This window comes from Novosphingobium sp. TH158, assembly GCF_002855555.1.
In the GTDB taxonomy this organism is placed as follows: Bacteria; Pseudomonadota; Alphaproteobacteria; order Sphingomonadales; family Sphingomonadaceae; genus Novosphingobium.
Window position 1 is genome coordinate 1225893 of sequence record NZ_PKRT01000001.1, and the last position, 21066, is coordinate 1246958.

Consider the following 21066-nt stretch of genomic DNA (forward strand, 5'->3'; position numbering starts at 1 on the left):
GTCCGGATTTGCTTGCAATGCGACTTTTGTCGCGAAATGACTGGAATATGGCACGAACCAGACACCTTGCCGGCCGCATTGCCCGCGCGCTTTCACGATTGGCGCATGGCGATGCAGGGGCGGGACTGATCCTGCTGGCCTGCGCGGCGCTGGCACTGATCCTTGCCAATTCACCCGCCGCGCCGGCGTGGTACCATGTGCTGCATGGCGAACTGCCGGTGATCGGGCATGATATCCATCACTGGATCAACGATGGCCTGATGGCGATCTTCTTCTTCGTCGTCGGGCTCGAGATCAAGCGCGAGGTGCTGGATGGCGAATTGGCCAGCCCTGCCCGGCGGCGCCTGCCGGTGATTGCCGCAATTGCGGGCATGGCCATGCCGGCGCTGGTCTACCTGTTCGTGGCCCGGGGGGCACCCGGCATGGCTTCGGGCTGGGCGATCCCGGCGGCAACCGACATCGCCTTTGCCGTGGGCGTGCTGGCCCTGGCCGGAAAGGGCCTGCCATCCAGCCTCAGGCTGTTCCTGCTGACCGTGGCCATTGTCGATGACCTGGGCGCCGTTGCGATCATCGCGCTGTTCTACACCGCGGGGATCGACCTTGCCTGGGGCGGCGCGGCGCTGGCGGTTCTGGGGGCAATGGCGCTGTGCAATCGCATGGGCGTGCGAAAAGGCGCGGTCTATGTGCCGCTCGCCGTGATTGCATGGTACTGCACGCTGCATTCGGGCGTCCATGCGACGATCGCCGGGGTCCTGGCCGCCATGACCATTCCGATGAAGCTGAACGGCGTTGGCGACAGCCTGCTGCTGCGCATGGAACACGCGCTGGCGCCGTGGAGCGCCTACCTGATCGTGCCGCTGTTCGGCCTTGCCAATGCCGGGGTGGCGCTGGGCGGCGGGGCGCAGGCGCTCGGCACGCTGCCGCTGGCCGTGGCGCTCGGCCTGTTCATCGGCAAGCAGGCCGGCATCCTGGGCGCGGTATTGCTGGCGGAGAAGACCGGCATCGCCGCCCGGCCCGCTGGCGCGACGACGCTTCAGCTCTGGGGTGTGGCCGCGCTGTGCGGCATCGGCTTTACCATGAGCCTGTTCATCGGCGCCCTCGCCTTTCCCGCCTCGCCCGCGCTGGTGGACGAGGCGAAGGTCGGCGTGCTCGCCGGTTCGGCGCTATCGGGCGCCCTGGGCTTCGTGCTGCTGCGCCTTGCTGCGCGTAGCCCCGCTCAGGGCGCGGGCGGCGAACAGGCGTAGCGATCATCCCACCGCATGGTGCCTGGCGCCTTGCCCGGAGGGGGCGTCTTGGGCACGCAGGTGGATATCGGCGGCGATACGGGCATGATGCCAAGGCTGGTGTTCACACCGCCCTTTTCACCAGGCACGTTCGAAACCGACAGGAAATTCTGGTGGTGCTGGTGGCTGTAGAAGTCCTTGTAGACGCTGTTCACCTTGGCAGCCATCGAGAAGTGCTGTGTCGCCAGTGACTTGCGGGCATTTTCCTGCGCGGCGATATCGTTTTTGATGCGGGCGATCTCTGCCTTCAGGGCGGCAATTTCTGCCCGCAGCGCCGAGAGGGCGGGATCGGCCGGGGCATAGGCCGGCGCTGCCGATGTGGCAGCCGGCTGGCCGAGCCTTATCGGCTGGTTCTGCGCCCCGGCCGGGGTGGCAAGCGGGATCAGGACGGAAAGGGCAACGGCGGGCATCGCCAGCCGGGCGAGCAAGGAATTGGGCATCGGGAATCTCCGGAAAGAAGGAACCTGCGCGCCCGTTCTATTTTTCCTGAAATTCCCGCCTAAACCCCTGCAAGTCAAGACTTATGCCCGATGCCGTGCAGCGGGTATCACCAGGACCCGGTGTTTTCCATGCTTGCCCAGGGTTCCTGCGGCGGCAGGTGGCCGTCTTGCAGCAGTTCGACCGAGATGCCGTCCGGCGTCTTGACGAAGGCCATGTGGCCATCGCGCGGCGGGCGGTGAATGGTGTGGCCCGCCGCCATCAGGGCGGCGCAGGTTGCGTAGATATCGTCCACCCGGAAGGCCAGGTGGCCCATGTTGCGGCCGCCGGTATAACCCGTCTCGCCCCAGTTGTGGGTCAGCTCCACCTCGGCAATGCCTTCCTGCCCCGGTGCGGAAAGGAAGATCAGGGTAAAGCGCCCGCCTTCGTTATCGATGCGGCGTGTTTCCTTCAGGCCGATCAGTTCGAAGAAAGCGATGGTCGCCTCCGGATCGGAGACGCGGATCATGGTGTGAAGGTACTTCGTCATGCCGGGCAGCATAGACGGAAACGGCCCGCCCCGTAAACCGGAGCGGGCCGCCATTCCGTCCTGCGGAAAACCGGATCAGAAGCTCAGCTTCACCGTGCCGACGACGGCATCGTTGGAGTAGCTGTTCACCGAGCGACCTTCCACGCCGACGTAGGACACGCCGAGCGAGAGGTTCTTGGTGACATTCGCGGTCACGCCGACCGAGTAGTCAAAGCCACCATCGGTGTCGGGCGTCGGATCACCAACCGCCAGGTCCGAAAGCAGCTTGGGCGAAAGCGCGCCGCTGGTGTAGCCAAGGTGGCCGTTCAGCGTCACCGGCGTGTTGGGGATGCCAACGCCCAGGTCGGTGTAGACATAGAGGTTGTCGTCACCGCCGAGCGAATCCTGCTTCCAGGCATAGGCCATGCCGACCTTGGCCGTTGCCGGGCCGAAGGTGGTGGAAAGCGAGGCATAGGGCTCGAACACGTTGCCGTCACCCACGCTGCCCGAGGGGTAGACGTAGTAGAGCAGACCGACGTCGGCCGTCACGCCCGAGGCGACTTCGCCGGTCCAGCCGCCGTAGACGTCAAGCTCCATGTTGCCATAGATGTCGAAGGCGTCCTGTTCGAGGTTCGAACCCCAGGCGCCGACGTAGAAGCCGCTCGAGTGGTTGAGGTTGATCGCGCCCTGCACGGCCATGTCCCCGCCCGAGAGCGAGATGCCGCGGAAGCGATAGTCGGTCACGAAGGCAACATTGCCGGTGACGGTGAATTCCTTGGGCGGATCCGCTTCGTCGGCAAGAGCCGGGGTCGCAGCAAGGAGAGCGCCCGAAAGGGCCGTTGCGGCGAGAACACCGCGGATGGACGTAAGCATGACAAATCCCTCAGATTGTTAAGGTCGCTTCGTCCCACCTGCACCGCAACCGGGGGCCTCTTTGCCGGGCCCCGCTGAACTGCGGTAAAACGTGATAAGCACACTTATGTTGCACCGCACAAGAAAAAATCCGCCATCCTGCATCGCTTGGGCGGCATCTGTGCCATTTGGGCAACGCCTGCCGGGGGCCAACTCCCTGCCCCTCCTGCGAATAAGTTGCCTAGGGTAAGCACAGCGCCTATAGGGCCGCCCCTACGTATTTGCTGCCATGTTCAAAGCCCTCCGCTCCCTCTTCGCCTCCCGCCCCGAACCGGTGAAGGCTGCCATTCCGGCAGGCCAGCGCGTCTATGCCGTGGGCGATATCCACGGCCGGCTGGACCTGATGGTCACGCTGGCCGAAGCGATCGAGGCCGATGACCGCAAGCGCGGCCCGGCCGATACCACGGTGATCCTGCTGGGCGACCTTGTCGACCGCGGGCCCGACAGCGCCGGGGTCATCACCGCCGCCCGGATGTGGGCCGAGCAGCGCCGCGTGCGGTTCATCGCCGGCAATCACGAGGAAATGTTCCTCGATTCCTTCGACAGCATCGAAACGCTGCGCCACTTCATCAAGTACGGCGGCAAGGAAACGCTGCTGTCCTACCCCATCGATCCGCAGGCCTATACCGCTGCCGAGATCGAAGAGTTGCAGGCGCTGATGCGCCAGGCCGTGCCAAAGGAAGACCTGGATTTCCTCAACGGCTTCGAGGACACGATCCGCATCGGCGACTATGTCTTCGTCCATGCCGGCATCCATCCCGACCTGCCGCTGGAGGAACAGCGCACCAGCCAGCTGCGCTGGATCCGCGAGCCGTTCCTCTCGCATCCGGGCGACCATGGCTTTGTCGTCGTCCACGGCCATACCATCACCGATGAAGCCCAGGTCCTTGCCAACCGCATCGGCATCGATACCGGCGCCTACCAGTCCGGCCGCTTGACCGCGCTCGGGCTTGAGGGCAGCAACCGCTGGCTGATCGAAACCCACGGCGAAGGCACCGAGATTGCCGCCCGGGTCCGTCCAGCCGAATAGCGCCTAACAGGGGAATGCACCCATGAAGATTGCCATGGTCGGGTCGGGTTACGTCGGCCTCGTTTCAGGCGCGTGCTTTGCCGATTTCGGCCACGAAGTGGTCTGCATCGACAAGGACCCGGCCAAGATCGACAGCCTGAACAAGGGGATCATGCCGATCTTCGAACCGGGCCTGGCCGAACTGGTCGCCAGCAACGTCAAGGCCGGTCGCCTGTCCTTCACCACCGACCTGCCGCAGGGCATCCGCGATGCCAGCGCGATCTTCATCGCCGTCGGCACGCCCAGCCGGCGCGGCGATGGCCATGCCGACCTGTCCTATGTCCATGCCGTGGCCGAGGAAGTGGGCCGCCACCTGGCCAATGATGCGGTGATCGTCACCAAGTCCACCGTCCCTGTCGGCACGGGCGACGAGGTGGAGCGCATCCTTGCCGCCGCCAATCCGCCGGTGCGCTTTGCCGTTGCCTCAAATCCCGAATTCCTGCGCGAAGGCGCGGCCATCGGCGATTTCAAGCACCCGGACCGGATCGTCATCGGCACAGACAGCGACTGGGCCCGCGAAGTGATGAGCGAGGTCTATCGCCCGCTGTTCCTCAACCGCTCGCCGATCCTGTTCACCAGCCGCCGTTCGTCCGAACTGATCAAGTATGCGGCCAACGCCTTCCTTGCGGTGAAGATCACCTTCATCAACGAAATGGCCGACCTGTGCGAAAAGGTGGGCGCGGACGTGCAGGACGTATCGCGTGGCATCGGCATGGACGGGCGGATCGGGCCGAAATTCCTCCACGCCGGACCCGGCTATGGCGGCTCGTGCTTCCCCAAGGATACGCTGGCCCTGCTCAAGACCAGCGAGGATTACGACAGCCCGCTGCGGATCGTCGAAGCAGTGGTTAAGGTCAACGACAGCCGCAAGCGCGCGATGGGCCGCAAGGTGGTCGAAGCGCTGGGCGGCGCCGATGCGGCGCGCGGCAAGAAGGTTGCCTTGCTGGGCCTGACCTTCAAGCCCAACACCGATGACATGCGCGATGCCCCCTCGATCGCCATTGCCCAGACGCTGGCCGATGCCGGCGTGGAAGTGACCGCCCATGACCCCGAAGGCATGGAGCTGGCCCGCCCGCTGATGCCCGGAGTGGCGATGAAGGCCAGCGCCTACGAAGCGGCGGAAGGCACCGATGCGGTGGTGATCGTTACCGAATGGGACGCGTTCCGCGCACTGGACTTCAAGCGGATCAAGGGACTGGCGCGCCAGCCGGTGCTGGTGGACCTGCGCAATGTCTACGAACCCGAAGAGGTTCGCGCCCAGGGCTTCACCTACGTCAGCGTCGGGCGGCAATAGGGCAGGATCGTCCGGGCTTTCCCGGACGGACAGCATCGAAACCGGGCATTTCTTTTGCAGATCGTCCAGCGCGCTGGACGCTTGGCTTGTCCCGAGCCCCCCTTCGGCATAGTCTCCGGCCCAATCCGCAACCTTGCAGACGGAGCCGGCCATGCTTGCCGAACGGGAGATGCCTATCCTGCAGCCCGGTGCTGCCCAGCCCGAGCGAAGCCGCACCGATGGCTGGTCGTTGTCCGATTTCCTCAATCTGCTCGACCTGCGCGGGCAGACCTGGTGCATCGTCGAACTGCGGGGTTCGGCGGGGTTCAACCTGCCGGGCGACGATGGCGTTACCTTTTATGGCGTTATCAAGGGCAAGGCCCGCATCGCCGGCGTCACCGGCGGCACGATCGAACTGCATCAGGGCCAGGTCCAGGTCATCCTTTCGGGAGAGGCCCATGCGGTGCGATCGGAAACGGGCAGCCCTACGGTCGTGCTCGATTTCCTGCGCCATGAACAGGCGGTTGACACTCCCCCCACCTTCACCATCGGCACCGGTCCGCTTGCGGCGCGGGCGCTTTGCGCGCGGCTTAAGGTGAACTGGCCTGCCGGCCTCAGGCGCACGGCCATGCCGGCATCGGTGCTTATCGAAGAACAGGTGCTGGGCAACGAGATCAACGTCGTGCGCACCGAAACGCTGCAACGCTTCTCGGTCGGCGCAGGATCGACCGCGCTGCTCACGCGGCTCGCCGCGCTGTGGCTGGCAATTACCCTGCGCAACCATCCGCAATGCCCGCTGCTGTTTCGCATGTCGGCATCGGCGGACCCGATCGCCCATGCCCTGCAACTGATCGACGCCGACATCGCCTCCGACTGGTCGGTTGAACGGATGGCGCGCAAGGTGGGGATGAGCCGGTCCAGCTTTGCCGCGCGCTTTACTGCCGAGGTCGGGCAGACGCCGATGGAACTGCTCACCGAAAAGCGCATGCACGCCGCGGCCGACCTGCTGCAGCACAGCCGCACCAAGATCGCCGAGATCAGTGCCCGTGTCGGCTACCAGTCCGAAGCCGCCTTCAGCCGTCGCTTCGCCCGGTTCTTCGGCATGTCGCCGGGGCAGATGCGGCACGGCACGGCTGCAGCGGAAAGCACCTGAGCCTTTCCTACATCGCGCCGCTGCGGCATGGTTGCCGCGCTCTTTGACATCGTGATGTCTCGGTGGACCAGGTGCCCGCATCCATTACCGCACGGCGCAAAGGTTTTTTTATTTTTTTCCTGTAAACCTCACCCGCGAAAACGGCGATTTGTCCCCATTTTTCAGGACTTGCGCTTTCGCCGCGAGGTTTACACCGTGTCAACCTTGTCAACCTCACGCCCCCTGCCGGGCCGCTCTCACAGCGCGATATTGTAAAGCTTCGCGGCATTCAGGCTGAGCACCTTGGCGCGCTCTTCCGCCGTCAGGTCAGCGGTGCGTTCCTCAAGATTGTCGACCGGCCACAGGCTGGTGGGATGGGGGAAGTCGGTTTCGAACAGGCAATTGTCCACGCCCACGCGGCGCACGGTTTCGGCCATGGCCTTGCCCTTTTCGAACCAGAAGCAGGCATGGAAGTTGCTCTGGAAGTATTCCGAGGGCTTCTTGTCGAAGCGTTTGCCCTCGGCAATCTCGGCCAGCTGGTAATCGAGCGCCTCCAGCAGGAAGGGCACCCAGCCGATACCGCTTTCGACCGAGACGAATTGCAGCCCCCTGAAGCGGTCGAGGATGCCCGAATAGATCAGGTTCGACATGACCGCGCCGTTGTTGAAAAAGATCATCGCGCCGGAAATGCCCGAACGCAGGTCACGCGGCAGGCCGGGCCAGCCCTGCTTGCCCATCCAGTCGATCGCGGTTTCCGAAGCGCCGATGTGGAAGTTGATCGGCAGCTTCCTGTCCTCGCAGACCTCCCACAGCGGGAACCAGTGTTCCTGCCCCAGGTCGGGGATCGGGTCGCCGTTCTCGTCGCGCGAGGTGTGCGGATCGGAATTGATGTTGATGCCCTTGAGACCCATGGCAACGCAGCGTTCGGTTTCCTGCACCGCCTGCTGCACATCCCACCAGGGCAGCAGCGCCATGGGGAACAGGCGCTGGCCGCTCTCTTCCTGGATCTCGGCCATGGCGTCGTTGTAGATCTGCACGCAGGCGAGCCGCAGTTCGGGATCGACCCGGGCCGAAGCCTGCCCGCCGAAGCCGAGGATGTTGGGATAGACGATCTGGGCGAAGATGCCGGCCTCGTCCATCAGCGCCAGCCGCTCCTTCACCTGGGAAGAGCCGGTGTGCACTTCCTCGAACTGCAATTGCAGGAACCGGTCCAGCGTGCGGACCTTGCCGCCTTCCTTCAGCACCGCGCTGTTGGGGTGTGCGCCGTGGCCGATGGACTTGTCGCCATCGATCACCCAGCAGCGCCGGCCGTTCAGCATCTTCACCTGCGGCACCCGCTCGCGGATCGAGGCGGGTGCACGCTTCACCCACATGTCGTGCGGCTCGGTCAGGTGGGTGTCGGTATCGATGATCTTGATCGGCGCTGCGGTGGCCATGGCACTCTCCCTTGGTGTCGCCACCCTAGGGAGCCACGGCGGGCCGGCCAATCGCTGTCAGGCCGGTTGGGTTGCCTGTCCGTCCAGCGCGGCAAGAAGCTCGGGCACGTCGGCAAGGGCGCGCAGGGCATCGTTGAGATGGGTGCACCCGGCAGGCCCGCGCAGGCTGTCCAGCACGGCCTCGCGGATGCCGTCCATCGGCGTGCCGACAAGCTTGCGCGCATTGGCAATGGCGCCCGGACATTCGCGGAAGGGCAGCACCCGCGCTTCCGGTTCAAGGCTGGTAATGACCAGCCGCGACGGATCGAGCGAGACGCGCAGGATATATTCGTGCAGCGCGGCCCGCCCCCCTTCGCGGCGCGGGGCGGAATCCTGGAACGATGCCTCCACCCTGATCGCGTCTGCCTCGCGCCAGACATCGATGCGGCGGGCGCGGCGAAAGGACAGGCCCTCCGATTCCGGGAAGGCGTGCCATCCTTCGGGATCGGCGGGGTTGCGCAGGTCCATGCCGTCGGCAGCGATGTCTTCGCCCAGCCGGGTATGCGGATCGTGCGAGGAGAAGCCGGGCTGGAAGCCCCAGCAGACGTTGGTCCGCTCTGCCAGCATCTCGGAAAAGTTGGCCGCGCCGGAAAGGCGCTGCATCCGCGAAAGCCAGTCCTCGCCCCACTGCGACCAGGCCCAGTTGGATACCAGGCTGGTGCCGGAAATGTCATCGAGCAGCAGGTAAAGCGGATGAGCCTCGGCAATCAGGCCGGGCATCAGATCGCGCAGGAAAACACGCAGGTGCCCGCCGCCCTTCTGGCCGACAAGCTGCGGCAGCTCTGCCGGTGCAGGGTCGGCGGTGATCGACACGATCTTGCGCTCGAAGTCGAGGTCGGCCGTCATGCTGCCGGCGGCGCGGACAAGGTCCGATCCGTCTGCGCGGCGCACCAGGTCACGCGCGCGGCCTTCGAAGCGGCGCAGGTCTACGCCGCCGTCGGGCCAGGTCACGTCGATGGAGCTCGTCCGGCGGATCGAACCGGCACGGCGGACCGGCACGGGATTGGCGGTAGAGCGGACGGGTTTCAGGTCGGTCATGGTCACTCGCCTGTGCGCCCGGCGGCTTCGCGGGGCAAGCGCAGAAACAGCAGGCTGCCAACCAGCACCGCCCCGGCGGTGAGCCACAGAAACGGTCCGAAGGTATCGTATGTTGCCAGCAGGCGGCTGTTGAGCAGGACACCGCTGAGCGAGGCGATGTAGAGCGCGCAATAGCACATGCCCAGCGCCGTCCCGAAGATCTCGATGCGGAAATAGCGCCCCACCAGGAACGAGAGCAGATCGCCCTCAGCCCCTACGGTCACGCCGATCAGGAACACCGCAAAGCCGATCGCCCACGCCACGTCGAGCGGGCTGGCCAGCAGCGCCAGGCCGAAGGCGGGCAGCATCATCGAGATCGTCGCGACGTAGCGCGCCGGGTAATAGTCGAGCGCCACGCCGCAGACGATGCGGCCGATCAGCGTACCGAGCGAATAGACCTGCAGCATCCGCGCCGCCGCCATGGCATCGAGCCCCTGCTCATTGAGCAGCACGACGAACTGCGAGCCATGCAGCGGCGTGTGGACCGTGGTCAGCAGGACACCGGCAAAGATCGCCCAGAAGGCCGGCGCGCCCAGCACCTCGCGGAAGTGCCGCTCGCGGGGGGCGCTCGGCTCGCGCACTTTGCGCACAGGCGCACCGCCGCAATCGCGCGGGATCAGGGCGATGGCGATCAGGCCCGCCACCAGCACGAACAGGGCAAGCCATTCGTAGGCCAGCCGCCAGCCATTCTCCGCCATGAAGCGCGTCAGCGTCGGCGGCAGCAGGATGCCTGTGAGCGCAGGGGCGCTCATCACGATGGTCAGGGCCAGGCCCCGCGCGCGCTGGAAGCGCTCGACGATCAGGCGGGTATAGGTGACCGGACTGGTCAGGCAGCCGACCGCCATCACACCGGCCGAACAGGCGAAGTAATAGCGGAAATCGCCCTGCAAGCGCGAGAACAGCCAGATCACCGCGGGCAACAGCAGCACCCCGGCCAGCGCCATGCGCTTGGCGCCGAAACGGTCTGCCAGCCGGCCGGCGATCGGCATGGTCGGCAAGGTGACAAGCATGGTGAAGCCGATCAGCGCGAAGGTCGAACGCGTCCAGCCGAAGTCCTTGATGAGGAACGGGGCAAAGATCGAGGTGATGTAGGAGAACATCTGCAAGCCCACGGCCATGCCCAGCCCCGCCCCGGCAAGCACCCGCCAGTTGGACGCGATCTCGCCCAGGTAATCGCCCAGCGGCGCGCGATCGCTGATCGGCTGGTGCATGGCATCTCCCCTCTGTTCTTTCCGGCAGTCTCGGCAAAGAGCCCAGCCTTGTCGAGCGGCCATTCGCCCGAATCGCTTGCCATTGCTCCGAACAGCCATTGAGCGCCGCCACGATGCCGGGCAGGATGGCGCGCATGGACTTCGAAACGATCCGCTACGAGCCCGATGGCGCAGTGCTGACCATCACCTTCAACCGCCCCGAACGGCTCAATGCCATGTCACCGCAAAGCCATGCCGAGCTGGAAGAGGCGTTCAACCGCTTCGCCGCCGACGATGCCTTGCAGGTTGCCATCGTCACCGGCGCGGGCCGGGCGTTCTGCGCAGGCAGCGATCTGAAGAGCTTCCGCCTGGAAGAGGCTCCGCCCTATCCGCCGCACGGCTATGCCGGGCTGATCCAGCGGCATGACCTGCTGAAACCGGTGATCGCGGCGGTGAATGGCCTTGCCTATGGCGGCGGGTTCGAATTCAGCCTTGCCTGCGACATCGTCGTGGCTGCGGAGAGCGCCAGCTTCGGCCTTGTCGAGCCGAAGGTCGGCCTGATCGCCATCGCCGGGGGCATCACCCGGCTGGTGCGGGCCGTGGGCAACAAGCGGGCGATGATCCCGCTGCTTACGGCAGAGCCGCTGTCTGCGCGCGAGGGGCTGGAACTGGGCTTCGTCAGCGAGGTCGTGCCCGATGCCGAACTGCTGGCGCGGGCAAGGGAACTGGCGGGCCGGATTATCGCCTGCGCCCCGCTGGCCGTGCGCGCGACCAAGGACATTGCTTACCGATCGATGGACGAGCCGAGCCTTGCCGAAGCGATCCAGGCGCAGGAACACTATGCCTCGTTCCAGGCCTGGCGCCATTCGGAAGACGCGCACGAGGGCATGCGCGCCTTTGTCGAAAAGCGGCCGCCCGTCTGGAAGGGGCGTTAGCGCAGCCGCTCAGAGCCGGGCGGGCAGGTCCCTGATCCGCTTGCCGGTGGCCGCGGAGATCGCGTTGGTCACTGCCGGCAGCACGGGCGGCAGCGCCGGTTCGCCAAGGCCTGAGGGCGGATAGTCGCTCAGCACCCACGAGATGGCGATCTCGGGCGTCGAGGAAATGCGCGGCAGGGCGTAACTGTCGAAGTTCTTCTGGTCGATCACGCCGTCCTTGAAGGTGATCGCATGATGCAGCGCTTCGGCAATGCCATCGATCACCGATCCCCGCACCTGCGATTCCGCGCCGAAGGGATTGACGATCTGCCGGCCGACATCGGCCGCCACCCACACCTTGTGCACCTTGGCCGCGCCCGCCTCGACGCTGACATCGGCGACTTCGGCAAAGTAGCCAAGGTGGCAGAAATAGAAGCCGAAACCCAGCCGGCGGTTGCCGCTTTTCGGGCGCCCGGCCCAGTTGCAGTCCTTCAGAACCCGCTCCACCACGCCGCGGGCGCGCGAAGTGATAAAGGCGGAAGACGCACGCGAGGGATCGCCGGGATCGCCGATTGTCCGGTCACCCGCGCACAGTTCGAGCACCAGCTGCGGCAGGTCCTTGCCCGCCATTTCCGCAACCTCGTCAAGGAAGCCGTTCATCACGAAGGCAAGCGCATTCGATTCCGGCGCGCGCATCGGCCCGGTCGGGATGACGGAGGGGATGACGCTCTGCACATAGAGCAGGTCCGGGATCAGGCCGGCGGGAAACTGGCCGTCGCGCATGCCCGCAGAGCGCCCCGGCTTGCCATCCACGCCCACGGTGACGAAGTGATCGAACAAGCCGATAAGCTTGCCCGAGGCATCGATGCCTGCGCGCAGGCTGTGCCATCCGCCCGGCCGGAAATAATCGCGCTGCAGGTCATCCTGCCGGTTCCACAGCAGCTTGATCGGCTTGCCCGGCAAGGCCTTGGCGATGGCGGCTGCCTGCAACATGAAATCGCCCATCAGCCGCCGCCCGAAGCCGCCGCCGTTGCGGGTGATATGGATCGTCTGGCTGGCCTGCGGAATGCCGAGATGCCGTTCGATGGCATCGGCCCCGGCCCCGGGGTTCTGCGTCGGCGCCCACAGCTCAAGCTTGCCATCCTGGAACAGCGCCGTGCAGTTCTGCGGCTCGAGCGGGGCGTGGCTGAGGTACTGGTAGGAATAGCGCTGGCTGATCTGGCGGGCACCTGCAGCGATCCCGGCGAGGGCATCGCCATCGCGGCGCAGGTCCTTGGGCGTATCCTTGTCATGCAGCCGCGCAGCCTCGGCGGCATAGGCCTCGCTCGAATGGCCCTTGGCTGCCGACAGATCCCAGTCTGCCGCCAGCAGCTTGCGCGCCTGTTCGGCATACCAGTGATTGGTGGCGATCACGGCAATCCCGTCGGGCAGGCCGTCCGCGCCGGGCGTGCCGGCAATCTGCAGGACAGCCACCACGCCCCGTGCCGCGCGCGCGGCCGCAAGATCGGCTTTGATCAGCTTGCCGCCATGCGCCGGGGCGACCTCCAGCACGGCATGCAGCATGCCGGGAAGCCGTGTGTCGATGCCGAACAGCGGCTCGCCGCGCAGCACGCGGGCGCTGTCGACACCCGTCGTCGGCTTGCCGATGATGCGAAAGTCCCGGGCATTCTTGAGCGGCACCCTGGCAGGGTCGGGCACCGGCATGGTGGCGGCGAGCGAGGCCAGTTCGCCATAGGACCACTTGCGGCTCGAAGCCTTGTGCAGCACCCATCCCCGGTCTGTGGAAAGCTCTGCTACCGGAACGGCGTGTCTGCTCGCCGCGGCAGCAAGCAGCATCTGCCGCGCCGCCGCGCCCGCCTGGCGCATGGGCAGCCAGTTCTGCGGCGTCGACTGGCTTCCCCCCGCGAACTGCCGGCCATAGAGCTTGGGGTTGTAATCCGATTGCAGCACGGAAACCTGCGCCCAGTCGCAATCCAGCTCCTCGGCCACCATCATCGGCAGCGAGGTCTTGATGCCCTGCCCGATCTCCGGGTTCTTGCTGGTGATCTCCACCTTGCCATCGGCGGCGATCGCCACCCAGACGGACAGGGCACTGCCGGCCGGAGCGGTCGCGGCCATCGCGCCCGGCATGGTGAGGCCCAGCGCCATCCCGCCTCCGGCAAGCGCCGAGACGGAAAGGAAGGCGCGGCGGTTCAGCACGGGCGCGTTCATGCCTTGCCTCCCTGCCCGGAGGCATTGCGGATTGCCTCGCGGATCTTGGGATAGGTTGCACAGCGGCAGATGTTGCCTTCCATCGCGGCATCCACTTCCGCCGCGCTGGGGCGCGGATTCTGGCTCAGCAGGGCATGGGCCGTCATGATCTGCCCGGCCTGGCAATAGCCGCATTGCATCACGTCGATCTCGAGCCAGGCCTTGCGCAGTCTTTCCGCCAGCGGATCGGCCAGCCCCTCGATCGTTGTCACCTTGCCACCTCCCAGGTCGCCAAGGGTCAGCTGGCAGGACCGGGTGGGCGAACCATCGACATGGACGGTACAGGCCCCGCAGAAGCCGCCGCCGCAGCCGAATTTGGCGCCGCTCAGCCCCAGCTCGTCTCGCAGGGCCCAGAGCAATGGCATTTCGGGCGGCGCATTGACGGTGCGCGCCTTGCCGTTGACCGAAATGGTGATGGCCTTCGTATCCGACATCCTGCCCTGCCTGCTTATCGAAGCCGCAGCGACCGGAGCTTTCAGGGCCCCTTGCCGCCGAGCTTGCGGTGATCCCATGACATGATCTTATCGGGATGGACGCGGATGACCACCCGTTTTTCCGCCATCCGCCGGGCCATTTCGTCCAACGACTTGGCATCCTGGCCGGGGAAATGATGATCGACCAGTACGCGCATCAGGTCGGTGCGCTGCGGGTTGTCCTCGATCACCTCGGCGCGGCCGTTGATCGATACGCCGCGCAGCTCGTCATAGGTGCGTCCGTCTTCCGCCAGAACGGCGATGCGCGGATCGCGCTTCAGGTTCACCACCTTCTGCGACTTGCCATAGGTTTCGAAGAGGATCGCACCGTCATGCACGGCGAACCACACGGTGGTGAGGTGCGGCGCGCCATCCTTGCCCAGGGTTGCCACCTGAAGCGAATGGGCGCCGTCGAGGAAGGCGGAAACCTCTTCCCCGGTCATGCCGACGATGTCGCGAGCCTTGGCCATGCCGCGATGGGTAGTCAGGTCCCTTCGCGCGCGTCAATCGCCTTGAGGAAGGATATCGACCCTGCAGCAGCCTCTGCCGGCATGGAAGCGAACCGGATGTCGAATGCGGAGCCGGGGATCGTTTCCATCACCCGCATGTTGCCGGTCGCCCAGACGATGCGGGACACCCGTTTGCGGCAGCGCCAACCGGCGTGAGTCCTGACCCATTCATCGTCATACCAGCCGGTTCCGTCGAGCAGCGGCCCGCCTTCGGTCGCATGCCGCAGCAACCGCCACTGGCCATAGGTGAAAGAATGCGCGTGATCGCCAAGTACGCGCACCTGGTGATTGGCCATGATATGCTGGGTGGAATCCATATTCTCGTGGAAAGCGGCAAACACGCTGGTCCACTCCTTCAAGCCGTACCACTTCGCCGTACCGCCGAAATCGACGTTCACATATTCAGTGAAAATCTGCTCGAACAGGTCCCAGCGCCGGGTATCAATGGCAAATCCGTAGAGATTGATGTGCTGAATAATCTCTTCGTGATCTGTCATCTAGTGTTCTCCCAGTGAGACCTTGTGGCACTTGTGGGGTTGGCCTGCCACCCCCTGCCGCAACTTGCTCCTTGCCATGACGGCAGGCAAGCCTTGAGGCGAAGGATCGGGCATCTTCCAAAACGGATGAACCCGCGTGAAGGTCCATCCGCAAGCGGCATCAGCCATCGGTATTGGCGATGGCCGTTTCGAACAGGCCCTGGGGGCTGACCCAGTCCTTGCGGACGCGGCGCAGGGCGATCAGCCATTGATCGCCAACCTTGCGGAAATCATCGATATAGACGCCGCAATGGTCCGGTCCGATATCGGTCCAGGCCGCCCAGTAGGTCCGCACCTTTGCGGTGTCTGGGCCGGTGAGGTCGATCTTGCAGGTTCCCAGGTGGTGCCGCACGAAGCTGGCCTTGTGCACCGTATCCTGTCCCGGCTCCCGGTTGCGCCAGCGGTTCTGCCAGGCCCGGATCGCCTCGCGCCCCTCGTAACGAAAGATGAAGTCTCCCGGCGCGCGTTCGGACTGTATTACGCCGTCTTCCGTGAAGCAGGCGGCGTAATCGTCGACCTTCAGCCGGTCACCCGAAACGTTGTACTTGGCAAGCGTGTCGCGGATCGCCTCGCGCGCCAGAAGCTCCTCGATCGTCACGCAGGCTGCTTCCGCAAGGGCATGACATAGACATCAAGGTGACGCAGCTTGCCCACCTCGTCGAACTCGTAGATCGTCACGGTGTTGGAAACGTCGGTTTCGCCGCCGCGCGTGTTGCGCTCCTCAAGTTCCAGGATCACGCGGCCGGGGGTCTCGGTGATCCGCCGCAGGGTGCCTTCCCACGAGGTATGCCCGCCGAACTGCGTGACGTAATAGCGGTAGGTCGGCCAGTCGATCACTTCCGCCTGCGGCCCCAGGAATACGCCTTCACGGATGAATTCCGCCGTATTCACCAGCCCTTCGATCTCGGCCCAGTCGGCATCGCCAAGCGGCCCGGCCTTGGCCTTGTCGGTCAGCCGGGTGAAGGCTTCGCTGTAGGCGATGACCGATTGCGAAAGTCCGGTGAACCCGCTCGACGGGGGCATTTCGTTGGCCATGTTTTCCTCTCCTCCTTGCGGCTTCAGCTCATCACCTGTCCGCCATCCACATTGATCGATTGCCCGGTAATCGTCCGCGCCTCGTCCGAGGCCAGGAACAGCGCCAGGTTGGCAACGTCCTCGGTCGTCGAAAAGGTCCGCAGGGCGACATTGCCGGTCAGGCCTGCCTTGATCTCTTCAAGCGTGACGCCCTTCTCGCCCGCGATCCGCTTCATGTAATTGACCATCAAGTCGGTCTCGATTGCGCCGGGCACCACGCAATTGCAGCGGATGCCGAACTCGCCGACCTCCTTGGCGATGACCTTGGTCAGCACGCGAAGCGCACCCTTGGCGGCCGAATAGTGGCTTTTGCGGACCATGCCATCCCAGCCCGCACCGGAAGAGAAATTGACGATCGCACCAGTCTTGCGTTCCAGCATGGAGCGGTTGAGAACCTCGCGGCTGCACAGCATCGCGGCCATGCAATCGACCTTGTAGGTATCGAGGAAATTGTCGACCGTCTGTTCCCAGATGAATTTGTCCGCGCCGGGAACCGCGGCATTGTTCATCAGCACGTCGACCTGGCCCCAGCGGCTCATCGCCGCTTCCACCATCGCGGCGACATCTGCTTCGTTGGTGACATCGGCCTGCACGGCGATGGCATCGGGGCCAATGGCTTGCGCCTCTGCGGCGACCAGTTCAAGCCGGCGCGCGGCCATGACGACCCTGGCCCCCTCTTCCACCAGCATCCGCGACATCACGGGGCCAAGGCCGGTAGAGGCGCCGGTGACCACGGCCACCTTCCCGGCAAAGCGCTGGCCGGCGCGGCTCATATGTCGAGCACCTTCTTCATCGTCGCATGGCTCTCAGGCGAACCATCGAGCGCACGGTTGAAGCGTTCGACGATGCGCCAGCCATCCGCCGTGCGCTTCAGCGTCCAGTGATTGACTGCCGCGCGCCAGAGGAACCAGCGCTCGCCTTCCTTGAGGATCACCACCGAATAGCCGACCGCCTGGGCATCATCGCCCTCGACCGTGATCTTCGGAGTGGCCGTCAGGTGCGCGCAGCCGGTGTTGACGAGATCGAGGTGCCCCGGCCAGGCATACATCCCGGCGATCTCGTCCGGGGCTTCGAGCCGTTTCGCGCCGCCATCGGGCAGGGTGAAATTATAGCCCCCGCCCGGAACCCAGAGCTCCCCGGCCGGCCCGGCGGTGGCACTATCCACCAGCGGGCCATAGCTCATCAGCAGGTTCTGGATTTCAAGCTGGTCTTCCGCCCGTTGCAGGCGGCGTTCAAGCTCTAGTAGCCGCGCTTCTCGATCCAATCTTCACTCTCCCCGGGACGATATGTGACGCCCGGCGTTTTCCCGGACTTGGTCTTGAGATCAAAGCCGATGGCATCCGCGCCACCTTCGATCGGCACGCCGAAGGCGGAAATCGCCCAGCTGGTCATCACATAGTTGCCGACCAGCATGACCAGATCCATCATCTGTTCCTGGCTCAGCGTCTTCTGCAGCGTGGCCCAGGTCGCATCGGAAACGTTGTTGGTCTTGATCAGTTCGTCGCAGGTCGAGAGGATCGCGCGCTCTTCCTCGGTGAATTCATTGGCGGCTTCCGGAAAATCGCGGATCTGGGCGATCTCCTCAAGTGTGATCCCGGCCTGCATGGCATAGCCAACATGGTTGTGCCATTCGTAGATCGAGTTGACCAACACCGCGACGCGCAGCACGACGAATTCGAGCTGGCGGTTGTTCAGCGTGTGGCCGGTCATGAAGTACTTGCCGTAGTGGCTCCATGCCAGCGCCAGCGGCGGATGGTTTGCCATCACGTTGATGATATTGGTCTTGGAGCCTTCTTCCCAGGAATTCGGCTCGCCCCAGAACGACTGCACTTCGCGCGTGGCGTCGGTCCAGGTTTCCTTGGGCGGCCACTTGATGCGGAATTCGTTGGGAACGGTCGACACGGGATTTCTCTCCTGGGTGAATATTTGAACGCTAGTTCAAGGCTTGCTGCCCGCAGGTCAAGCGCGGAAAGGTGCTATCGCCCCCGCGTCAGGTTACCGACCAGCCCGCATCCACGCAAATCGTCTGGTTGGTGACATAGCGGGCGATGGGCGAGACGAAATAGGCGACGGCGGCGGCAATATCCTTCGGCTCGCAGAAGCCCATGGCCGGCAGGCGCCGTGCCGGGCCTTCCGCCGGCGGCCCCTTGGCGGCGATGGCACCCGGGGTGCCCACGCCGCCCGGCAGCACCGTGTTCACCGTGATGCCATGCTCGGCCAGTTCCAGCGCGCTCGCCTTGGTCAGCGCCCAGAGCGCACCCTTGGAGCCCATGTAGCTCGTCAGCCCCTTGATCGCCTGTCCCCACAGGCTGCACGAGGCCAGATTGACGATGCGCCCGCCCTCTCCGCCGGCGATCATGGCGCGGGCCACTTCGCGGGTGAGCAGGAAGGGGCCGCGCGCGTTGATGGCATTGTTGCGGTCCCACTCCTCGGCGGTAGCATCGAGCAGAAGCTGGCGATCCTGCACACCGGCATTGTTCACCAGTGCCCAGGGCGTACCGAGCTGCTCTACGACCGCCGCAGCCATGGCGCAGATCGATCCCTCGTCCGCCATGTCCACGTGAAAGGCCTTGCCGCCGATCTCGGCCGCCACTGCCTCCGCCTTGGGCAGGTCGCGGTCGGCAACGGCCACGGTGGCACCGCATTCGGCCAGCAGGCGGGCAACGCCCTCGCCAATGCCCATGGCAGCGCCGGTTACGATGATGACGCGGCCGTCGAGGGAAAAGGGATTGCTCATCAGGTGCCTCTCGCAAATCAGATGGCGAGCATATGAGCAAGTGACAGCGCTGTAAGCAATTCCCCCCGGCGCTTATCGCGCAAGCGGTAAGATCAACCGGCCTTGCGCCCGAACCAGATCGTGTGGCGCGGCCCCTTGCCGTTGGCGCGGGCGCGAACCTCTACCGTTTCGACCGCGAAGCCGGCCTTCGTCATGCGCGCGGCGAAGGCCCTGTCGGGCGCGGCCGACCAGACCGCCAGCACCCCGCCGGGGGCCAGCGCATCGCGGGCGGCCAGCAGCCCTGCCCGGGAATAGATGCGGTCGTTCTCGTCGCGCACCAGGCCGTCGGGGCCGTTGTCCACGTCGAGCAGGATGCCGTCGTAAAGTCCGTTGCCGGTAACGATGGCATCGGCAACGTCGCCCATGCGCAGCGTTACGCGGGGATCGTCAAGGCATCCCTGCGCCACTTCGGCCATCGGCCCGCGCGCCCATTCGATGATTTCGGGCACCAGTTCGGCAACCGTAACGCGGCCCTTGGGGCCCATGTTCGCCAGCGCGGCGCGCAGGGTGAAGCCCATGCCATAACCGCCGATCAGCAGGTGGGCATCGCGACCCTGAAGGCGCTCCAGCGTCATGGTCGCCAGGGCCTCTTCAGAGCCGCGCATGCGCGTCGACATCAGCTCGTTGCGATCGAGCACGATCATGAAATCGCGCCCGTGCGAGTAGAGCCGCAGCTCTTCCCCGCCGGGGACCTGCGCGGTGCCGAGATGAATGCGCGGGATCAAGCGGCCTGCTTGGCCCGGTCCTGCGCCTCGAGGTTGAGCATCTCGGCAATGAGGAAGGCCAGCTCAAGCGACTGCGCCGCGTTGAGGCGCGGGTCGCAATGCGTGTGATAGCGATCGGCCAGCGCCTCGTCGGTGATGCCCATGGCGCCGCCGGTGCACTCGGTAACGTTCTGGCCGGTCATCTCGATGTGGATGCCGCCGGCATGCGTACCTTCGGCGCGGTGCACGGCAAAGAAGCCGCGCACTTCGGCCAGGATGCGGTCGAACGGACGGGTCTTGTAGCCCGTGGCGCTCTTGATCACGTTGCCGTGCATCGGGTCGCACGACCAGACGACGGAGTGGCCCTCGCGCTTCACTGCGCGGACCAGTGCGGGCAGGCCCGCTTCCACCTTGTCATGGCCGAAGCGGCTGATCAGGGTGATCCGGCCAGCCTCGCGCGACGGGTTCAGCGTATCGAGCATGCGCAGCAGCGCGTCGGGCTCAAGGCTCGGGCCGCACTTCATGCCGATGGGGTTGCCCACCCCACGCAGGAATTCGACATGCGCCGAATTGTCGAAGCGCGTGCGATCGCCGATCCACAGCATGTGGGCGGAACAATCGTACCAGTCGCCGGTCAGCGAATCGCGGCGGGTCAGCGCCTGCTCGTAAGGCAGCAGAAGCGCTTCGTGGCTGGTGTAGAAGCTGGTGCCCTGAAGCTGCGGCACGGTCTGCGGGTCGATGCCGCAAGCCTCCATGAAGTCCAGCGCCTCGCCGATGCGGTCGGAAACCTCGGCGAACTTCTGCGCCCAGGGGCTGCGGCCCATGAAATCGAGCGTCCACTTGTGGACCTGGCGCAGGTTGGCATAGCCGCCGTTGCTGAAGGCGCGCAGCAGGTTCAGCGTCGCGGCCGACTGGCTGTAGGCCTGCACCATGCGCTGCGGATCGTTCACGCGGTCCTGCGGGTTGGGCTCGATGCCGTTGATGATGTCACCGAAATAGCTCGGCATTTCAACGCCATTAACCGTCTCGGTCGGGGCAGAGCGCGGCTTGGCGAACTGGCCGGCCATGCGGCCAACCTTCACCACCGGCTGCTTGCTGGCGAAGGTCATGACGACCGCCATCTGCAGCAGCACGCGGAAGGTGTCGCGAATGTTGTCCGGGTGGAATTCGGCAAAGCTTTCGGCGCAGTCGCCGCCCTGCAGCAGGAAGCCCCTGCCCGCAGCAACTTCGGCCAGATCGGCCTTCAGCGCGCGCGCTTCACCGGCAAAGACCAGCGGCGGAAAGCTCGTCAGCGTCTTTTCGACGCGCGCCAGTTCCTCTGCATCGCCATAGGCGGGCAGGTGCCGCGCTTCTGCCGACTTCCAGCTCTCCGGGTTCCAGTTACTTGCCACAGTCTTGCTCCTTTGCGGGGTGGGCCCATAGCCCCGAGTCCCCGCGAATGCAAAACCAGCTTTGCTAAACCCGGCGAAAGTT

Annotated in this window: 23 protein-coding genes; 5 read left to right on the forward strand and 18 right to left on the reverse strand. The window is 65.2% G+C overall.

The genetic code is table 11. The annotated features are described in order from the left end of the window. The first annotated feature begins 47 nt into the window (after nucleotides 1–47). Nucleotides 48–1244 (forward strand): Na+/H+ antiporter NhaA, encoded by a 1197-nt coding sequence (nhaA, locus tag C0V78_RS06090; protein WP_101796904.1) that lies wholly within the window; start codon nucleotides 48–50, stop codon nucleotides 1242–1244. On the opposite strand, the gene C0V78_RS06095 is transcribed toward nhaA, so the two are convergent. The 3 genes from C0V78_RS06095 to C0V78_RS06105 form a co-directional block, all read right to left on the reverse strand. Continuing rightward, entirely contained in the window at nucleotides 1217–1723 is a 507-nt protein-coding gene (locus tag C0V78_RS06095) for a hypothetical protein (protein ID WP_101796905.1), read from the reverse strand. The genes nhaA and C0V78_RS06095 overlap by 28 nt on opposite strands. A 107-nt stretch (nucleotides 1724–1830) precedes the next feature. Further along, entirely contained in the window at nucleotides 1831–2250 is a 420-nt protein-coding gene (locus C0V78_RS06100; protein ID WP_101798224.1) for a VOC family protein, read from the reverse strand. A 75-nt stretch (nucleotides 2251–2325) separates the two neighbouring features. Then, entirely contained in the window at nucleotides 2326–3102 is a 777-nt protein-coding gene (locus C0V78_RS06105; protein ID WP_101796906.1) for a TorF family putative porin, read from the reverse strand. A 268-nt stretch (nucleotides 3103–3370) separates the two neighbouring features. Here C0V78_RS06105 and C0V78_RS06110 point away from each other — a divergent pair, with 268 nt between their 5' ends. The 3 genes from C0V78_RS06110 to C0V78_RS06120 all read left to right on the forward strand — a co-directional run bounded on the left by C0V78_RS06110 (nucleotide 3371) and on the right by C0V78_RS06120 (nucleotide 6636). Then, nucleotides 3371–4171 carry a metallophosphoesterase family protein gene (locus C0V78_RS06110; protein WP_101796907.1) on the forward strand — a complete coding sequence of 267 codons (801 nt, stop codon included), beginning with the start codon at nucleotides 3371–3373 and terminating at the stop codon, nucleotides 4169–4171. 22 nt (nucleotides 4172–4193) lie between these two features. Next, a complete protein-coding gene (locus C0V78_RS06115) occupies nucleotides 4194–5504 on the forward strand; it encodes a UDP-glucose/GDP-mannose dehydrogenase family protein (RefSeq protein WP_101796908.1) in 1311 nt (436 codons plus the stop codon). A 169-nt stretch (nucleotides 5505–5673) separates the two neighbouring features. Further along, nucleotides 5674–6636 (forward strand): AraC family transcriptional regulator, encoded by a 963-nt coding sequence (locus tag C0V78_RS06120; protein ID WP_158241480.1) that lies wholly within the window; start codon nucleotides 5674–5676, stop codon nucleotides 6634–6636. A gap of 236 nt (nucleotides 6637–6872) precedes the next feature. On the opposite strand, the gene C0V78_RS06125 is transcribed toward C0V78_RS06120, so the two are convergent. Genes C0V78_RS06125 through C0V78_RS06135 form a run of 3 tightly spaced genes read right to left on the reverse strand, consistent with a single transcriptional unit; the run spans nucleotide 6873 to nucleotide 10378 of the window. Beyond that, the gene (locus C0V78_RS06125) at nucleotides 6873–8051 is read right to left on the reverse strand and encodes an amidohydrolase family protein (RefSeq protein ID WP_101796910.1); all 1179 of its coding nucleotides are present in this window, start codon (nucleotides 8049–8051) and stop codon (nucleotides 6873–6875) included. A gap of 57 nt (nucleotides 8052–8108) precedes the next feature. Then, the gene (locus tag C0V78_RS06130) at nucleotides 8109–9128 is read right to left on the reverse strand and encodes a DUF2889 domain-containing protein (RefSeq protein WP_254049835.1); all 1020 of its coding nucleotides are present in this window, start codon (nucleotides 9126–9128) and stop codon (nucleotides 8109–8111) included. Nucleotides 9129–9130: 2 nt separating this feature from the next. Continuing rightward, nucleotides 9131–10378 carry an MFS transporter gene (locus C0V78_RS06135; protein WP_158241481.1) on the reverse strand — a complete coding sequence of 416 codons (1248 nt, stop codon included), beginning with the start codon at nucleotides 10376–10378 and terminating at the stop codon, nucleotides 9131–9133. A gap of 113 nt (nucleotides 10379–10491) precedes the next feature. Between C0V78_RS06135 and C0V78_RS06140 the strand changes: the two genes are divergently transcribed. Continuing rightward, complete coding sequence (locus tag C0V78_RS06140) at nucleotides 10492–11292, forward strand: enoyl-CoA hydratase-related protein (protein ID WP_254049836.1); 801 nt, start codon at nucleotides 10492–10494, stop codon at nucleotides 11290–11292. A 9-nt stretch (nucleotides 11293–11301) separates the two neighbouring features. Here C0V78_RS06140 and C0V78_RS06145 read toward each other — a convergent pair whose 3' ends face one another. The 12 genes from C0V78_RS06145 to C0V78_RS06200 all read right to left on the reverse strand — a co-directional run bounded on the left by C0V78_RS06145 (nucleotide 11302) and on the right by C0V78_RS06200 (nucleotide 20984). After that, nucleotides 11302–13482 (reverse strand): molybdopterin cofactor-binding domain-containing protein, encoded by a 2181-nt coding sequence (locus tag C0V78_RS06145; RefSeq protein ID WP_101796913.1) that lies wholly within the window; start codon nucleotides 13480–13482, stop codon nucleotides 11302–11304. After that, the gene (locus C0V78_RS06150) at nucleotides 13479–13955 is read right to left on the reverse strand and encodes a (2Fe-2S)-binding protein (RefSeq protein WP_101796914.1); all 477 of its coding nucleotides are present in this window, start codon (nucleotides 13953–13955) and stop codon (nucleotides 13479–13481) included. The genes C0V78_RS06145 and C0V78_RS06150 overlap by 4 nt, the downstream gene beginning before the upstream one ends. Nucleotides 13956–13996: 41 nt before the next feature. After that, on the reverse strand, nucleotides 13997–14464 hold the full coding sequence (locus C0V78_RS06155; protein WP_101796915.1) for a pyridoxamine 5'-phosphate oxidase family protein: 468 nt from the start codon (nucleotides 14462–14464) through the stop codon (nucleotides 13997–13999). A 14-nt stretch (nucleotides 14465–14478) separates the two neighbouring features. Then, the gene (locus C0V78_RS06160) at nucleotides 14479–15000 is read right to left on the reverse strand and encodes a nuclear transport factor 2 family protein (protein WP_101796916.1); all 522 of its coding nucleotides are present in this window, start codon (nucleotides 14998–15000) and stop codon (nucleotides 14479–14481) included. 160 nt (nucleotides 15001–15160) lie between these two features. Next, nucleotides 15161–15637, reverse strand: a complete 477-nt coding sequence (locus tag C0V78_RS06165) for a nuclear transport factor 2 family protein (RefSeq protein WP_101796917.1) — start codon at nucleotides 15635–15637, stop codon at nucleotides 15161–15163. Next, a complete protein-coding gene (locus tag C0V78_RS06170) occupies nucleotides 15634–16074 on the reverse strand; it encodes a hypothetical protein (RefSeq protein WP_101796918.1) in 441 nt (146 codons plus the stop codon). Before C0V78_RS06170 ends, C0V78_RS06165 begins: the two co-directional genes overlap by 4 nt. Before the next feature lie 23 nt (nucleotides 16075–16097). Next, nucleotides 16098–16886: an SDR family NAD(P)-dependent oxidoreductase gene (locus C0V78_RS06175; RefSeq protein WP_101796919.1), complete on the reverse strand. Its 789-nt coding sequence runs from the start codon at nucleotides 16884–16886 to the stop codon at nucleotides 16098–16100. After that, entirely contained in the window at nucleotides 16883–17377 is a 495-nt protein-coding gene (locus C0V78_RS06180) for a nuclear transport factor 2 family protein (RefSeq protein WP_101796920.1), read from the reverse strand. The genes C0V78_RS06175 and C0V78_RS06180 overlap by 4 nt, the downstream gene beginning before the upstream one ends. Next, the gene (locus C0V78_RS06185; RefSeq protein WP_254049837.1) at nucleotides 17353–18015 is read right to left on the reverse strand and encodes a carboxymuconolactone decarboxylase family protein; all 663 of its coding nucleotides are present in this window, start codon (nucleotides 18013–18015) and stop codon (nucleotides 17353–17355) included. The genes C0V78_RS06180 and C0V78_RS06185 overlap by 25 nt, the downstream gene beginning before the upstream one ends. A gap of 88 nt (nucleotides 18016–18103) precedes the next feature. Then, the gene (locus C0V78_RS06190) at nucleotides 18104–18850 is read right to left on the reverse strand and encodes an SDR family NAD(P)-dependent oxidoreductase (protein WP_101796921.1); all 747 of its coding nucleotides are present in this window, start codon (nucleotides 18848–18850) and stop codon (nucleotides 18104–18106) included. Nucleotides 18851–18942: 92 nt separating this feature from the next. Beyond that, nucleotides 18943–19614: a spermidine synthase gene (locus C0V78_RS06195; protein WP_101796922.1), complete on the reverse strand. Its 672-nt coding sequence runs from the start codon at nucleotides 19612–19614 to the stop codon at nucleotides 18943–18945. Further along, nucleotides 19611–20984 (reverse strand): class II 3-deoxy-7-phosphoheptulonate synthase, encoded by a 1374-nt coding sequence (locus C0V78_RS06200; RefSeq protein WP_101796923.1) that lies wholly within the window; start codon nucleotides 20982–20984, stop codon nucleotides 19611–19613. The genes C0V78_RS06195 and C0V78_RS06200 overlap by 4 nt, the downstream gene beginning before the upstream one ends. Nucleotides 20985–21066 lie beyond the last annotated feature (82 nt).

Excerpts from the sequence above, each read along its gene's own strand:
- nhaA (WP_101796904.1), top strand. The coding sequence starts at position 48 with ATGGCACGAACCAGACACCTTGCCGGCCGCATTGCCCGCGCGCTTTCA.
- C0V78_RS06095 (WP_101796905.1), bottom strand. The coding sequence starts at position 1,723 with ATGCCCAATTCCTTGCTCGCCCGGCTGGCGATGCCCGCCGTTGCCCTT.
- C0V78_RS06100 (WP_101798224.1), bottom strand. The coding sequence starts at position 2,250 with ATGACGAAGTACCTTCACACCATGATCCGCGTCTCCGATCCGGAGGCG.
- C0V78_RS06105 (WP_101796906.1), bottom strand. The coding sequence starts at position 3,102 with ATGCTTACGTCCATCCGCGGTGTTCTCGCCGCAACGGCCCTTTCGGGC.
- C0V78_RS06110 (WP_101796907.1), top strand. The coding sequence starts at position 3,371 with ATGTTCAAAGCCCTCCGCTCCCTCTTCGCCTCCCGCCCCGAACCGGTG.
- C0V78_RS06115 (WP_101796908.1), top strand. The coding sequence starts at position 4,194 with ATGAAGATTGCCATGGTCGGGTCGGGTTACGTCGGCCTCGTTTCAGGC.
- C0V78_RS06120 (WP_158241480.1), top strand. The coding sequence starts at position 5,674 with ATGCCTATCCTGCAGCCCGGTGCTGCCCAGCCCGAGCGAAGCCGCACC.
- C0V78_RS06125 (WP_101796910.1), bottom strand. The coding sequence starts at position 8,051 with ATGGCCACCGCAGCGCCGATCAAGATCATCGATACCGACACCCACCTG.
- C0V78_RS06130 (WP_254049835.1), bottom strand. The coding sequence starts at position 9,128 with ATGACCGACCTGAAACCCGTCCGCTCTACCGCCAATCCCGTGCCGGTC.
- C0V78_RS06135 (WP_158241481.1), bottom strand. The coding sequence starts at position 10,378 with ATGCACCAGCCGATCAGCGATCGCGCGCCGCTGGGCGATTACCTGGGC.
- C0V78_RS06140 (WP_254049836.1), top strand. The coding sequence starts at position 10,492 with ATGCCGGGCAGGATGGCGCGCATGGACTTCGAAACGATCCGCTACGAG.
- C0V78_RS06145 (WP_101796913.1), bottom strand. The coding sequence starts at position 13,482 with ATGAACGCGCCCGTGCTGAACCGCCGCGCCTTCCTTTCCGTCTCGGCG.
- C0V78_RS06150 (WP_101796914.1), bottom strand. The coding sequence starts at position 13,955 with ATGTCGGATACGAAGGCCATCACCATTTCGGTCAACGGCAAGGCGCGC.
- C0V78_RS06155 (WP_101796915.1), bottom strand. The coding sequence starts at position 14,464 with ATGGCCAAGGCTCGCGACATCGTCGGCATGACCGGGGAAGAGGTTTCC.
- C0V78_RS06160 (WP_101796916.1), bottom strand. The coding sequence starts at position 15,000 with ATGACAGATCACGAAGAGATTATTCAGCACATCAATCTCTACGGATTT.
- C0V78_RS06170 (WP_101796918.1), bottom strand. The coding sequence starts at position 16,074 with ATGGCCAACGAAATGCCCCCGTCGAGCGGGTTCACCGGACTTTCGCAA.
- C0V78_RS06175 (WP_101796919.1), bottom strand. The coding sequence starts at position 16,886 with ATGAGCCGCGCCGGCCAGCGCTTTGCCGGGAAGGTGGCCGTGGTCACC.
- C0V78_RS06190 (WP_101796921.1), bottom strand. The coding sequence starts at position 18,850 with ATGAGCAATCCCTTTTCCCTCGACGGCCGCGTCATCATCGTAACCGGC.